The sequence below is a fragment of the Stenotrophomonas oahuensis genome (assembly GCF_031834595.1).
GTDB lineage: Bacteria > Pseudomonadota > Gammaproteobacteria > Xanthomonadales > Xanthomonadaceae > Stenotrophomonas > Stenotrophomonas oahuensis.
The window spans coordinates 1,604,541-1,618,003 of record NZ_CP115541.1 but is presented as its reverse complement, the minus strand read 5'-3'; the positions used below and the strand labels follow the sequence as shown (position 1 = coordinate 1,618,003).

At 67.1% G+C, this 13,463-nt stretch carries 11 protein-coding genes; 4 read left to right on the top strand and 7 right to left on the bottom strand.

Features of this window, described 5'->3' with window-relative positions; genetic code table 11:
• Positions 1 to 53 precede the first annotated feature (53 nt).
• The 7 genes from PDM29_RS07020 to PDM29_RS06990 all read right to left on the bottom strand — a co-directional run bounded on the left by PDM29_RS07020 (position 54) and on the right by PDM29_RS06990 (position 6,969).
• Positions 54 to 989, bottom strand: a complete 936-nt coding sequence (locus PDM29_RS07020) for an XVIPCD domain-containing protein (RefSeq protein ID WP_311193141.1) — start codon at positions 987 to 989, stop codon at positions 54 to 56.
• Positions 990 to 997: 8 nt separating this feature from the next.
• Complete coding sequence (locus PDM29_RS07015; protein ID WP_311193140.1) at positions 998 to 1,633, bottom strand: hypothetical protein; 636 nt, start codon at positions 1,631 to 1,633, stop codon at positions 998 to 1,000.
• 233 nt (positions 1,634 to 1,866) lie between these two features.
• Complete coding sequence (locus PDM29_RS07010; protein WP_311193139.1) at positions 1,867 to 3,879, bottom strand: FUSC family protein; 2,013 nt, start codon at positions 3,877 to 3,879, stop codon at positions 1,867 to 1,869.
• Positions 3,872 to 5,293, bottom strand: coding sequence for an efflux transporter outer membrane subunit (locus tag PDM29_RS07005; RefSeq protein ID WP_311193734.1), 1,422 nt, complete (start codon positions 5,291 to 5,293; stop codon positions 3,872 to 3,874). Before PDM29_RS07005 ends, PDM29_RS07010 begins: the two co-directional genes overlap by 8 nt.
• Before the next feature lie 23 nt (positions 5,294 to 5,316).
• Positions 5,317 to 6,225 carry an efflux RND transporter periplasmic adaptor subunit gene (locus tag PDM29_RS07000; protein ID WP_311193138.1) on the bottom strand — a complete coding sequence of 303 codons (909 nt, stop codon included), beginning with the start codon at positions 6,223 to 6,225 and terminating at the stop codon, positions 5,317 to 5,319.
• Complete coding sequence (locus PDM29_RS06995) at positions 6,222 to 6,431, bottom strand: DUF1656 domain-containing protein (protein WP_311193137.1); 210 nt, start codon at positions 6,429 to 6,431, stop codon at positions 6,222 to 6,224. The genes PDM29_RS07000 and PDM29_RS06995 overlap by 4 nt, the downstream gene beginning before the upstream one ends.
• Positions 6,432 to 6,513: 82 nt before the next feature.
• Entirely contained in the window at positions 6,514 to 6,969 is a 456-nt protein-coding gene (locus PDM29_RS06990; RefSeq protein WP_125361242.1) for a MarR family winged helix-turn-helix transcriptional regulator, read from the bottom strand.
• 146 nt (positions 6,970 to 7,115) lie between these two features.
• On the opposite strand from PDM29_RS06990, the gene folE reads away from it, so the two are divergent.
• The 4 genes from folE (at position 7,116) to PDM29_RS06970 (ending at position 13,356) form a co-directional block, all read left to right on the top strand.
• Positions 7,116 to 7,718 carry a GTP cyclohydrolase I FolE gene (folE, locus tag PDM29_RS06985; protein WP_125361243.1) on the top strand — a complete coding sequence of 201 codons (603 nt, stop codon included), beginning with the start codon at positions 7,116 to 7,118 and terminating at the stop codon, positions 7,716 to 7,718.
• Positions 7,719 to 7,812: 94 nt separating this feature from the next.
• On the top strand, positions 7,813 to 9,282 hold the full coding sequence (locus tag PDM29_RS06980; RefSeq protein ID WP_311193136.1) for a DUF3375 domain-containing protein: 1,470 nt from the start codon (positions 7,813 to 7,815) through the stop codon (positions 9,280 to 9,282).
• Positions 9,269 to 9,976: a DUF4194 domain-containing protein gene (locus PDM29_RS06975; protein ID WP_311193135.1), complete on the top strand. Its 708-nt coding sequence runs from the start codon at positions 9,269 to 9,271 to the stop codon at positions 9,974 to 9,976. Before PDM29_RS06980 ends, PDM29_RS06975 begins: the two co-directional genes overlap by 14 nt.
• Before the next feature lie 11 nt (positions 9,977 to 9,987).
• Positions 9,988 to 13,356 carry an ATP-binding protein gene (locus PDM29_RS06970; protein ID WP_311193134.1) on the top strand — a complete coding sequence of 1,123 codons (3,369 nt, stop codon included), beginning with the start codon at positions 9,988 to 9,990 and terminating at the stop codon, positions 13,354 to 13,356.
• Positions 13,357 to 13,463: the final 107 nt, after the last annotated feature.

Genomic DNA, 13,463 nt, shown 5'->3' with positions numbered 1-13,463 from the left:
CGCGCACCACCAAAAGCAGCCGGGCAAGCCCGGCTCTACAGATAACGCCTGAATCACACCATCCGTCGCGACGCATCCGCAGCCTGCTGCGGCGCATCCACACCGCCCAACACGCGCCGTTGCGCATTTTCATGCAGCTGGCTCAGCGTGTCATACGACTGCTCCAATGGCGTACGTGCCATCGCGCCAACCGGCGCTGATGCACGCAGATGCGCCGGATCCTCCAGCGCCCCCTGCACCGCGAACATGCGCTGCCCGCTACCGTCGGCGGGTTGCTGACCCAGCATCACGTGATCCACGCGATGCAAACCCTGGCTTTTGGCCGCGGCCAGAAGGCCGACGGAGATGCGTTCGCTGATGTCATCGAACGCCCGACCATGCTGGCGGTCGATTACGCCCACCTCCGCGCGGATCACCTGCAGCATCTGCCGTTCCTGCGCAGGCAGGTCCGCGTCGCTGATGAAGCGCTGCAACCGCGTCTGCTTTGGCATCGGGTTGTCGACCTCCTCATTGAGTTTGCTTTCCGGGAAGGGCGGAACGATGCTCTTGATGTGCTTGATGTTATCCAGCGGCTTCAGTGCGCCGTCGAAATCCTTGTCCTCGACCTGATCGGGCGTGGTGCGATGCAAACCGGCGTGATTGAGCGCACCCCAGGCAAAGTCGATGCAGCTGTTGGTTGCACCGTTGTATTGGGTGCTGAAGCGGTGCTTTTCCGGATCGTCGCCGAAGGCTTTCAACTTTTCATACTGGTCCTGAGTGATCTCCAGCGAACGTACGTAGAGAGGATCCAGATACCGGCCAGCATCTTTGTCGGAAACAGCCCCCGGTCCGGACATCACTCCTGAGGACTCTGGTGCGAAGCCGTAGCTCAGTTTGGTGCTGCCATCTGCAATTTCGTAGTACACATGCCCTGCTGCTGAACTTCCGCCGCCGCGGAATGGGGTGCCAGGGGCCGCGACGAATATGGAAACGGTGTATGTATTGTTCAACTCAACCTCTACTTGCCCATACGGGCATACGCGACCATCAACTCCGCCTGAAATCCGGTAAGGTCCGTGGGTGGATCAAGCAGCTGCAGCCTTAGGCGATAGCGCCCCGGGCTGATATCTGCAGCCCATGCGAACTCGAAGTAGCGGTAGCTGGAGCCGTCTCCGTCCAGGCCCGCTGCATTGACTGATCCATGGTCCACCTCTCCTGGCTCGAGACGGGGCACAATACCGTCGATGCCTACGACAGCGGTTGTGGGCTTGCTGGGATCGGACCCAACCCACTCAATACGGTAGAGAGGGATGTCCGTGGGTCGCCCGGCTGCAATGCTCTGCAACTTCACGAAGGTTGAAAACTGCGCGCGCCGAATGGCATCACGCACTTCGTACGAACGGAGCCCACTCTGATCGGTAACACGGAACCCAAGGAACAAAGCGGGCGACGCGTGCTTGGGCCGAAGCGGCACATCGAACTCGATCACCATCGGCTCTGCCATCTTCACCAGAGGAAGCGGTCGCACCAGGGGAACCAGATCGTCGCGCCGTTGTTGTTCGGATCCGCGTGTTCCGGACGGCTCGCAGCCGGACAGCAGAACGGTACCCAGCAGGGAGACAGCCAACGCCATCACCCGAATTCGAACCCGCATGACGCTCCTTCGCAGTGCGCGTGGCTGAATTGGAAGGGCGCACACTGCGGTTCTCACTTCGTGCGGTCAACCGCAACTGTCGCAATCAGACGGGTCGCGACAGCGACGGGCTCGCAGTGCTCCCGTAGAGCCGGGCTCCCATACATGGTGGCAAGTCCAGATCGGGTTCCCACGCATTGAGGCAGGTCCCTATCGGATTCCCGTAAACGGAGGCAAGTCCCGACCGAGACGCGTCAGCCGCGTTCGGGATACATCGCGTAGCGCAACCCGAGCACGCCCATCAGCGCTTCGTCGCGCGCCTTGCCCGCGGCCACGGTCTGCACGCGCTGCAGCGAGGCATCCAGCTGCGCCTGCAGTTCAGGCGGTGCCGGCAGCGGCTTCCGCTGCGCCACCTGGGCGCGGTAATGCGCTGCCACTGCATCCAGAATCGCCTCCACCGCCTCCCGGCTGGTCTCGGGCAACTCATGCCGGGCGCGGCGCAGCTGCAGGATGTTCAGGCCAATGCGCGCCTCGGTCAGCATATCCACTGAAGCCAGGTCACTGCCCGCCGGTGCGGCGGCCAGGCGCGGGGCGAGCAGGCCGAGCAGGTCCAGCATGCGCGCGGCAAACTGCTGGCGGTCCTGCTGGCCCCGGCCCTGCGCCGCATCGGCCAGCGTGCTCCAGCCCTGGCGGACCAGCCGGCGTGCGGTCCATTCCGCGCCCACCGAACGGAACAACCGGGTCATCACCACCGCAAAGCCAATCCCGATGAACATCGCCACCGACGAATTGATGAAGCTCTGGATGTTGGCGCTGTAGGTGTTCTGCACGTTCAACAGTGCGACCAGATTCACCGTCAGCGGCAACCCGATCAGCGCGGTCTGCGGGCGGTGCAGCAGCAGGCCCAGCGGCAGGAACACCACCGCCAGCACCAGTGCCAGGCTCCCGAAGTCGTGCACTGCCGGGAAGACGCCGAACAGGTACACGCCGGCGACCAGACTGGCCACGATCGCCCACAACAGGAACTGCAGCATGCTGGGTGCCGGATCGTCCTGAGCAGCAAAGAACGCCGCCGCGACGGCGGCCATCATCGCGCCGTTGCCACCGCCTTCCCAGCCCAGCGCGATCCACAGCGCGCAATAGGTCATCAGTGCGACGCCGGCACTGGCAGCGGAGAACAGCGCCATGCCGTAGTCGACGTGGCGGCTGTGACGCGTCGGAGTGGCACGGATGCGGTAGTGCGCGGTATCCAGCGGCGCGGTGCCCTGCTCGATGGCGTGCTGCAGCGTGCTGCAGTCCTGCCACAGGTCGACCAGCTCCTCCAGCCGCAGCAGCAGCGTGACCAGCAGCAGGTGGTCGAGCTCGCCGTCCACGGCCGGCTTCAGTGCCAGGATGCGCTCGCGCAGCACGGCGTACTCGCTGGCACTGGAACGACCGGGACGCTCCAGCCACTGCGCGATGTCGGTGATCAGCGGCTCCAGTCCCGGTGGCAGGGCGCGGCCGCCGGCGCGCAGCGCGCCGAGCCGGTCGGCAATCGAGGACAGCACCGGCAGCATCAGCAGCATGCGCTCGCGCAGGCGCTCCATCGACACCGCGGCACCGGCATGACGCGGGTCATCGCGGCGCAGGAATTCGATCAGCGCTTCGAACTGCACCAGATCGGCCGCCAGCCGGTTGCGCGGGGCATGTGCCTGGCCGCGCAGCAGGATCTGCCGGCACCACTGCGCGGCATCGCCCATCCAGCTGCCAATCCGCGCGCGCAGCATCGGCTGCACCGAGGTCGGGAAGAACAGCGAGGCGAAAAGCACCGCCACCACCGTGCCCAGAATGATCTCTTCGCTACGCGCCACCACGGTGTCGAAGATCGTGTCCGGCGAGGTCACCGCCGGGAAGCCGATGAAGGCGGTGGTGTAGCCGGCCAGCAGGAAGGCGTAGCCGCGCGGGCCGCGGTTGAGCAGGGCGATGAACAGGCAGGCCGACAACCACAGCGACATCGCCGCACTCAGCAGCAGCGGTGCTTCCACCAGGTGCGGCAGCATCCACAGCGTCGCCGCGCCGGCAATCAGCGTGCCGATGATGCGGTACGCGCCCTTGGCCCGGGTCGGGCCCAGCATCGGCTGGGTGACGATGTATACGGTGGCCATCGCCCAATACGGGCGCGACAGGTTGCCTGCCAGCCCGATGTACAGGGCGGCCAGCGCAGCCAGGAAGGTCTTGACCGAGAACGTCCAGGCCTGGCGATCCAGCAGCAGCGAGGGATTATTCATTCGCGGCTACGGCGTCGGCGTTCCAGCCGCCGCCCAGCACCAGGAACAGGTGGATCTGGTCACGCGAAATCTGCGCCTGGGCCTGGGCCAGCGTGGCGTCGGCCGAGGCCAGGGTGCGGTCGGCATCCAGGCTGGACAGGTACGGCGTGCGCCCGCCCTGATACAGCCGGCGGTTCTGCGCGGCGGCCAGTGCCGCCTGCTGCTGCGCCTGCTGCAGCGACTGCACGCGATCCAGATCGTGGGCGTAGCGGCTCAGCGCGGTCTGGGTTTCGCGCAGCGCCTGCAGCACGCTGCTGTCGAACTCAGCCAGCGCCGCATCGGCCCCGGCTTCAGTGGCGTGGATGCGCGCGTGCGTGCCGGAGGAGGGCAGGGTCCAGGAAATCAGCGGACCGAACGACCACTGCCGGGTCATCGCGTTGCCGAAGTCTTCCAGCAGGCCGGCGGCTCCGACCGATGCGCCCAGGCGGATGTCCGGATAGAGCTCGGCAGTGGCCACGCCGATCCGCGCGGTAGCGGCGGCCAGGCGGCGCTCGGCCTGGCGGATGTCCGGACGGCGCTGCAGCAGGGCGCGGCCGTCGCCGACCGGCAGTGGCTGCGCCAGCGTGGGTGCCTCGGCACAGTCGCCGACCCCCGCGGGCAGCTGGCCCGGGGTGCGGCCGAGCAGGGCGCTCAGCTGGTATTCGGAGGCCTGGCGCTGCGCGCGTAGCGGCGGCAGCGCCGCTTCCAGCATCGCCACCTGGGCATTGGCGCGGGCCAGCTCCGGCGGCGTGCCGCGGCCCGCAGCGATCAATCGCTGGGTGACCTCGCGGCTGCGCTGCTGCAGCTCGAGCGAATGCTCGGCCACATGCAGTTCGTGGTTGGCATGGCAGATCTCCACATAACTGCCGGCCACCTGCGCCACCAGCGACACCCGGGCCAGGTCCATCGCGGCTGCGGTGGCCTGCTCGTCGGCGCGGGCGGCTTCCGCTGCGCGCTTGAGCTTGCCGAACAGGTCGAACTGATAGGACACCGCGAACTTGCCGTCGGCCAGGTTGATCGGCGGCAGTTCGTGTTTCTGCAGGAACGATTCGGCCGACAGCTGGGCGCGGCTCACGCCGGCCTCGGCTTCGTATTCGAAGCCGCCAGCGTCCATGGCCTGTTCGTACACCGCCTCGGCGCGGCGCAGGTGCGCATCAGCGACCTTCAGTTCCACGTTGTCGCGCAGTGCCTGCTCGACCAGCCCGTTGAGGGTGGCGTCCTGGTACAGCTCCCACCAGCGCGGCGGCAGTTCAGCGCCGGCGGCGACCTGGGCGTTACCGGTGTCGAGGAAGCCCGCATTGGCCTCGGGACGCTGGAACGCAGACCCGGACGGCAGCTGGTAGTCCGGGCCGACCGTGGCGCAGGCGGTCAGGCTGGCAACCGCCAGCCCGAGCATCACGTGCTTGAAGCGCAGCCGCTTCACAGGGCCGCCTGCGCCGGGTGTGCCGGCTGGGACGCGGTGGCGTCCGGCTCGATGGTCACGGTGGCGGTGCGCCCGGCAATCAGGGTCACGCCTTCGGGCACGGTATCAATCTGGATGCGCACCGGAATGCGCTGGGCCAGCCGCACCCAGTCGAACGCCGGAGTCACGTTCGGCAGCAGGCTGCTGCCTTCGCTGCGGTAACGGTCCTCGATGCCGGCGGCGATGCTCTGCACATGGCCCTGCAACGGCTGGGATTCGCCCATCAGGCGGATGTCGACCTTCTGCCCGGCATGCACGCCGCGCAGGCGGGTCTCCTCGAAGTAGCCGTCAATCCGGAACGAACCGGTGTCCAACACCGCCATCACCGGGTGGCCGGCGGTCACGTAGTCGCCAGCACGCACGGTGCGGTCGTTGACGTGGCCGTCGCTGGGGCTGCGCACTTCGGTGCGGGCCAGGTTCAATTCGGCCAGGTCCACGGCCGCCTGGGCGGTGGCCATGCCGGCCTGTGCGGCCTGCAGCTTGGCGCGGCGCACTTCGGCGTCCTCGGCGGCAACCAGGTCCTGCAGGCTGCGGTCGCGGGCGGTCTCGCGGCGCAGCTGTTCATAGGTGGCGCGGCGCTCGCCGAGCGTGGCGCGGGCCTGCTCCAGCGCGATCCGGTAGCGCTCGCGGTCAACCACGAACAGCACGTCGTCGCGCTTCACCGCCTGGTTGTCGGCCACCTTCACCGCCTCCACCAGCCCGGACACGTCCGGCGCGACCTGCACCACGTCGGCGCTGACATGCGCGTCGCGGGTCCAGGGTTCGTCCATGTAGTACGTCCACAGGGTGCGCAGCACCAGCAGGGCGGCAATGACGGCGGCAACGGTTACCACGACCGGTACGGCGTGCTTGAGGATCTTGTTCACGAGTGCATCCAACGCATCAGGGAGAACAACCCGCCGAGCACGATCACGTACACGGCCAGGTTGAACAGGGGCGGGTGCCAGATATGGCGGTAGGCTCCGGTGCGCTGCAGGACCACGCGCAACCCGCTCTTGAGCAGGTAGGCCAGCAGCATCAAGGCCAGCAGGGTCGGGACGAACACACCGTGGAGACTGAATTCACCGGTCATCGGGCAACGATTCTTTCGGAGGAATGGGACAAGCCCGACGCCGCAGGGCGGCACCGGGCAACACAACAGGGGGTGCGGCGGCTTACGTCACGCGTTCGGCGGCATCGGCCAGCAGCTGCCACAGCTTCAACACGGTGCGCAGCTCGTCCGTGCTGAGCTCACCGAACACCTGCTGGCGCAGGCCGATCAGCTGGGTTTCCAGCTCGCTGACCAGGGCTTCGCCCTTGTCGGTCAGCCACAGCAGGTTGGCGCGGCGGTCGCTGGCGTCGCATTCGCGGCGGACCAGGTCGCTGGCCGACAGCTTGTCCAGCAGGCGCACCAGCGACGGCCCCTCCATGCCCAGCTGCTGGGCCAGGGTGACCTGGCGGATGCCACCGCCGGCGCGGCCGATCATCAGCAGCGGCATGGTGCAGGCCGCGGAAATGCCGTAGCTGCCCAGCGCCTGGTCGGCCAGACGCTGCCACTGCCGGCCCGAATGGAGCAGGCCGGAGCTGAGCTGCATCTGCAGCTGGGTGCGTTCGTCGAGGGTGCGCTTCATGGGCGGGATCGCTTCGGAATATAGATAGGATACTACTAATTCGTCAGCTATCAATACCCGCACCCCAACCGGACCCCAACGCGGGTGGGGACGCCCGAGGGGTCGGTCGGGTACGATGCTCGCCCCCCTTCAGGGTGCTGTAGGCAATGAGCAAGAAAGACAACGACGCGAATCCGGTCTCCCAGGCCGAAGCTGAATCGGCGGTGCGCACCCTGCTGCGCTGGGCCGGCGAAGACCCCACCCGTGAAGGGCTGCTGGATACCCCGCGGCGCGTCGCCGAGGCCTATGGCGACTGGTTCAGCGGCTACAAGGACGATCCGCGCGCCTACCTGGAGCGCACCTTTGAAGAGGTGGCCGGGTATGACGAGCTGATCGTGCTGCGCGACATCGAGTACGAAAGCCACTGCGAACACCACATGGCTCCGATCATCGGCCGTGTGCACGTCGGCTACCTGCCCGACGGCAAGGTGGTGGGCATCAGCAAGCTGGCCCGCGTGGTGGAAGCCTACGCGCGCCGCTTCCAGGTGCAGGAAAAGATGACCGCGCAGATCGCCCAGTGCATCCAGGACGTGCTGCAGCCGATCGGCGTGGGCGTGGTGGTGGAAGGCGCGCACGAGTGCATGACCACCCGTGGCATCCACAAGCGCGGCGTCAGCATGGTTACCTCCAAGATGCTCGGCAGCTTCCGCGAGGATGCGCGCACCCGCGCCGAATTCCTGCGCTTCATTGAAGTGGGCGGCAAGCGCTGAGCCCGGTCGCTGCCCGCGTGCGGGCACCCGACCCTGCATTGACCCGACGGCGTGGCCTGCTGCCACGCCGTGATCTGCGTGGAACTTCCGCTGCATGAAGCATCGCGAACGCATCACCCGTTACCGTCACCTGCGCGAGCAGCCCCAGTGGAAGCTGCTGGCTGCTGCCAATGCCCCGGAAATCATCGGCCTGCTGCAGAGCCTGCTGATGGACGGCGAGCGCACCTTGTCTGCCGCCGTGCTGCACGAGCGCCTGCAACGCGCGCTGGACCAGCTCAACGGCGAGGAACTGTCGCGTGAGCTGCCGCGTACCGCCCAGGCCTACATCGCGCACTGGCTGGCCCAGGGCTGGCTGGAGCGACGTCTGCCGGACGGGGCCGACCAGGAACAATACGAACTCTCGACCCAGGCGCTGCAGGCGATCCGCTTTGCCGACAGCCTGGAGCAGAGCCGCGTGGCCGCCACCGAAAGCCGGCTGGCGCTGGTGATCGAACAGCTTTCGCAGCTGGCCGCGCAGACCGAAGCCGACCCGGATGCGCGCCTGTCGGCGCTGCGCGATGAGCGCGACCGCATCGACGCGGAAATCGCCCGCGTCGGTGAGGGCCGCGTGGCGGCGCTGGACGGCAAGCGTGCGCTGGAGCGCGCGCGCCAGATCATCGGCCTGGCCGACGACCTGACCGAGGACTTCCGCCGCGTCCGCGACGACTTCGAGCGCCTCAACCGCGAATTCCGCGAACGCATCATCGACGACGAAAGCGAGCGCGGCGACGTGCTGTCGCAGCTGTTCGAAGGCGTCGACGTGATCGGCGAGAGCGACGCCGGACGCAGCTTCCAGGCGTTCTGGCGGCTGCTCAACGATGCCGAGCAGAGCGCCCAGCTCGACGCGGCGCTGGAAACGGTGCTGGCGCGCGGCTTCGCCCGTCGCCTGGACCGCAACGAACGCGCTTTCCTGCGCGGCTTCACCGGCACCATGCTCGAGCGCGGTGGCCAGGTGCACGATGTGCTGCAGAACTTCGCGCGCAGCCTGCGTGGCTTCGTGCAGAGCCGCGGTTATCTGGAACAGCGCCGGCTCAACCAGCTGCTCAAGCAGGCCCAGTCCGAGGCGCTGGCGCTGCGCGACGATTTCGCCGCGCAACGTCCGATTGGCCGCGACCTGCAGTTGACCACCAGCCGGCTGCGTTCGTGGTCGCAGTGGAAACTGCATGACCCGCGCACCGCCCAGGTCGACGGCAGCGTGCTGCGCAACGACGCGGCGGCGATCAGTCTGGAAAGCGTGGGCGACCTGGTCGCGTCGTCGGAAATCGACTTCCGTACGCTGCGCCGCGATCTGCATGAACTACTCGGCGCGCAGCCGAAACTGAGCATCGCCCAGGCCCTGTCGCAGCGCGAAGCGCCGCAGGGGCTGGGCAGCGTGATCGGCTACCTGTCGCTGGGCACCCGCCACGGCGTGGTCGTGGACGGCGAACAGGAAACCGCACATTGGCGTGGCGGCGATGGACAGTGGCGACGTGCCCGCATCCCGCTGGTTTGGTTCACCCAGGAGAAACGCCATGAACTGGCATGAAGATTCCACCGACACGGGCGCTGAGAACGAAGCGACTGTGGATGACCTGTACGACGCGGAACCGGTGGTGGTCACCCCGCTGCCCAAGCGTGGAAACGACGTGTACTACCTGGGCGATACCGGCAGGCTGCCGCTCGACGCGCGCCGCGCGCTGTGCCAGCTGCTGATCGGGCCCAGCATCGACCAGCTGCGCCACGCCAAGCTGTGGCCGGCGCTGATCCGCAGCGAAGCGGCGATCCGTTCGGCATTGTCGGACCTGTTCCTGGAACTGGTGCTCGACCGTGACAGCGGCGTGGCCTTCACCCGCCAGGCCGATACCGAAGACGTCGATGCGCCAGTGCTGCTGCGCACCTCGCCGCTGACCTTCATTGATTCGGTGCTGCTGCTGTACCTGCGTCAGCAGTTGGCCGAGGCGGACGCGCGCGGCAACCGTGCCGTGGTCGCCGATGCGGAAATGGCCGAAGCGCTCGCCATCTACGAAAAGAACCTGTCCACCGACCGCGCCGGCTTCAACCGCCGCGTCGCGGCGGCCGTGCAGAAGATGAAAGACACCCACATCCTGACCCGCCTGGCTGGCCAGGAAGACCGGCATGAAGTGTCGCCGGCGCTGAAGCTGCTGTTCTCCGCTGAAGACGTCTCCGCGTTGTCCACGGTGTACCGCCAGCTGCGCGACACCCCGGCTGCCGAGGCCTGAGAGAGTTCCACATGGCTATTTCCAAGCACACGCCCGCCCTGTTCACCGACGGTCTGCCCGATCCGCGCCTGCAGCAGTTCCGCATGCGTCGCCTGCAGGTCCACAACTGGGGCACCTTCAACGGCCTGACCGAAGTGCCGATTGCCGAAAAGGGCTTCCTGTTCGTGGGCCGCTCCGGCTCCGGCAAGTCGACCCTGCTCGATGCGATGTCCGCAGTGCTGGTGCCGCCGGCCATCGTCGACTTCAATGCCGCCGCCCGCGAGGCCGAACGCAGTGGTCGCGACCGCAACCTGGTCTCCTACGTGCGCGGCGCGTGGGCCGACCAGCAGGACAAGGGCACCGGCGAAATCGCCACCCAGTACCTGCGCAAGGGCGCGACCTGGACCGCGCTGGTGCTGGAATACCGCAGCGGTGACGGCCGCGTGGTCAGCCTGGTGCGCCTGTTCTGGATCTCCGGCAACGGTGCCGCCGCAGCGGATGTGCGCAAGCACTATCTGGTCGCCGAGCGTCCGTTCGACATCGCCAAGGACCTGGGCGGTTTCGACCTGGACCTGCGCAAGCTCAAGCAGCGTCTGGCCGACGTGCATCATTTCGACAGCTTCGCCGGCTATGCAGAGCGCTTCCGCCACCTGCTCGGCATCGACAACGAGATGGCGCTGCGCCTGCTGCACAAGACCCAGTCGGCCAAGAACCTGGGCGACCTGAACGTGTTCCTGCGTGACTTCATGCTGGACACGCCGAACACCTTCAATGCCGCCGAGCGGCTGGTGAACGACTTCGCCGAGCTCGACGGTGCGCACCAGGCCGTGGTCACCGCGCGGCGTCAGGTCGAAACCCTGCTGCCGGCGCGCGAGCACTACAACGAACTCAAGGCCATGCACCGCCGCCGTGGCGACGAGGAACTGCTGAAGCTGGGTATCGACAGCTTCCGCGAGAACCGCCGCCAGCAGCTGCTGGAAGCGCGCCTGCACGAGCTGGAAGTCCGCGACCGTGGCCTGCTCGGCGAAGAGGCCCAGCGTCGTTCTGCGCTGGACAACCACACCGAGCGTCTGGGCGAGCTTGAACTGCAGCGCCGCCAGCAGGGCGGCGAGCGCATCGAGGAACTGGAACGCGAGCAGGGCCGCGCCGAGGCCGAGCGTGACCGCCGTCAGGCCAAGCGCGAGCAGGCGCGCCAGTCCGCACAGAAGCTGCAGGCCACGCTGCCGGACACCGCGCAGGCGTTTGCCGAACTGATCGACAAAGCCCAGGGTGAGCTGCAGGACCGTCAGCGTGCTTCGGCTGCGCTGGATGATGCAATCAGCGAACGCCTGGGCGGCAAGCGTGACGATGAGCGCCGCTTCGCCGAAGTGCGCAGCGAGCTGGAAGCGATGCAGCACAATCCGTCCAGCATTCCGGCACCGCTGCAGAAGCTGCGTGCACGGCTGGCCGAGGAAACCGGCGTGCCGGAGGCGGCACTGCCGTTTGTCGGTGAACTGATCCAGGTCCGCCCGGACCATGCTGCATGGCAGGGCTCGATCGAACGCGTGCTGTTCGCCTTCGCGCAGTCGCTGCTGGTCGATGATCGTCATTACAACGAGGTTGCCGACTGGGTGAACCGCACCCATCTCGGCATGCGTTTCACCTTCTACCGTGTGCGTCGCAACGACGAGGCGCTGGCGCGTTCGCCGTCGGCACGCTCGCTGCTGCACAAGCTGGACCTGCGCGACAGCAGCTTCGAGCCGTGGCTGCGCCGCGAGCTGGGCAAGCGCTTCGACTACGAGTGCGTGGATGCGCGCGAGCTGCGCAATGTCGAGCGCGGCATCACCAGGGAAGGGCAGGTCAAGCACCCGGGCGACCGCTTCGAGAAGGACGACCGCAGCGCGGTCAACGACCGTCGCCGCTGGCTGCTCGGCTTCAACAACCGCGACAAGCTGGCGGTGTATCAGAAGGAAGGCCAGGAACTGGCCAAGCGCATTGCCGGCTGCGATGCCGACATCGCGCAGCTGCGCTCGCAGCGTGAAAGCGACAATGATCGCCGCCTGGCCTGCAACCAGCTGGTCAATCTGGGCTGGGACGAAATCGACGTCGCGACGCCGCTGCAGCGTCTGTCCGACGTCGAGGCCAACCTGCGCGAACTGCGCGAAGGCAACGCCGACCTGGCGCGCCTGGCCAAGCAGATCGACGCTACCCGTGCCGACATCGAACAGGCACGGCGCACCTACGAAGACACCCGCGTGGAGCGCGGCCAGCTGGTCAAGGAACGCGATCGCCTGGACCGTGCCCGCCAGCAGAGCCGCGCGCTGGTGCTGCCGGCACTGGGCAGCACCCAGGAAGCCGGTCTGCAGCAGCGCGTGGAAGCGATGGGTCCGCTGAGCCTGGAAACGCTCGAAGCGAACATGCGCCAGATCAGCAACGCGCTGAACGAGCAGCTGTCGTCCTCGCAGCAGGACGTGAATAAAGTCGAGAACCTGCTGCTGGGCTGCTTCCGCCGCTTCGTGCAGGGCTGGCCGGAAGAGTCGGGCGACTTCACCGTGTCGGTGGCCTCGGCGGACGACTTCCTGGCCCGCTTGGCGCGTCTGGAGCGTGATGGCCTGCCGCAGCATGAAGAACGCTTCTTCGACCTGCTGCAGAACCAGAGCAAGAACAACCTGCTGGCCCTGCAGCGCCACAGCGCCGAGGCACGCAAGTCGATTGGCCAGCGCCTCGACGAAGTGAACGCCAGCCTGGAACAGGTCCCGTTCAACCGCGGCACGCTGTTGACCATTGAGCTGAGCGACCGCCGTCTGCCGGAAGTGCTGGAGTTCCACCAGCAGCTGCGCGATGTGCTCTCGCACCACCAGACGGAACAGCGCGAAGTGGCCGAAGCCCAGTTCGCGGTACTCCGTGAGCTGGTGAAGCGGCTGGGCTCGCAGGAAGGCGAAGACAAGCGCTGGCGCGAGAACGTGCTGGACGTGCGCCTGCATGTGGAGTTCATCGGCGTCGAGCTGGACGCGGCCACGCGCCAGCAGGTCGAAATCTACCGCAGCGGTGCGGGCAAGTCGGGCGGCCAGCGCCAGAAGCTGGCGACCACCTGCCTGGCGGCGGCATTGCGCTACCAGCTCGGTGGCGCGGAAAGCCAGCTGCCCAGCTATGCAGCCGTGGTGCTGGACGAAGCCTTCGACAAGGCCGACAACGAGTTCACCGCGCTGGCGATGAACATCTTCGACAACTTCGGTTTCCAGATGGTCGTCGCCACCCCGCTGAAGTCGGTGATGACGTTGGAGCCGTTCATCGGCGGTGCCTGCTTCGTCGAAATCAGCGGCCGCCACGATTCCGGCGTACTGCTGATCGAGTACGACGAGGAGGGCAAGCGCCTGAAGCTGCCAGAGCGTTCACGGCAGGCTGCTGAAGTCGAGGCTTGATCGCGAACGGCGGCGTTTCGGTTGCTACGTGCTGGGGGCCTACGGGCAACCCCGTTCCGGGACACGCCGCAAGTACGTCCATGTAGGCTACTCCACGGCATCCATGC

Bases quoted from the DNA above. Each gene is read 5' to 3' on its own strand.
- PDM29_RS07015 (WP_311193140.1), bottom strand. From the start codon at position 1,633: ATGCGGGTTCGAATTCGGGTGATGGCGTTGGCTGTCTCCCTGCTGGGT.
- PDM29_RS07010 (WP_311193139.1), bottom strand. From the start codon at position 3,879: ATGAATAATCCCTCGCTGCTGCTGGATCGCCAGGCCTGGACGTTCTCG.
- PDM29_RS07005 (WP_311193734.1), bottom strand. From the start codon at position 5,293: ATGCTCGGGCTGGCGGTTGCCAGCCTGACCGCCTGCGCCACGGTCGGC.
- PDM29_RS06995 (WP_311193137.1), bottom strand. From the start codon at position 6,431: ATGACCGGTGAATTCAGTCTCCACGGTGTGTTCGTCCCGACCCTGCTG.
- PDM29_RS06990 (WP_125361242.1), bottom strand. From the start codon at position 6,969: ATGAAGCGCACCCTCGACGAACGCACCCAGCTGCAGATGCAGCTCAGC.
- folE (WP_125361243.1), top strand. From the start codon at position 7,116: ATGAGCAAGAAAGACAACGACGCGAATCCGGTCTCCCAGGCCGAAGCT.
- PDM29_RS06980 (WP_311193136.1), top strand. From the start codon at position 7,813: ATGAAGCATCGCGAACGCATCACCCGTTACCGTCACCTGCGCGAGCAG.
- PDM29_RS06975 (WP_311193135.1), top strand. From the start codon at position 9,269: ATGAACTGGCATGAAGATTCCACCGACACGGGCGCTGAGAACGAAGCG.
- PDM29_RS06970 (WP_311193134.1), top strand. From the start codon at position 9,988: ATGGCTATTTCCAAGCACACGCCCGCCCTGTTCACCGACGGTCTGCCC.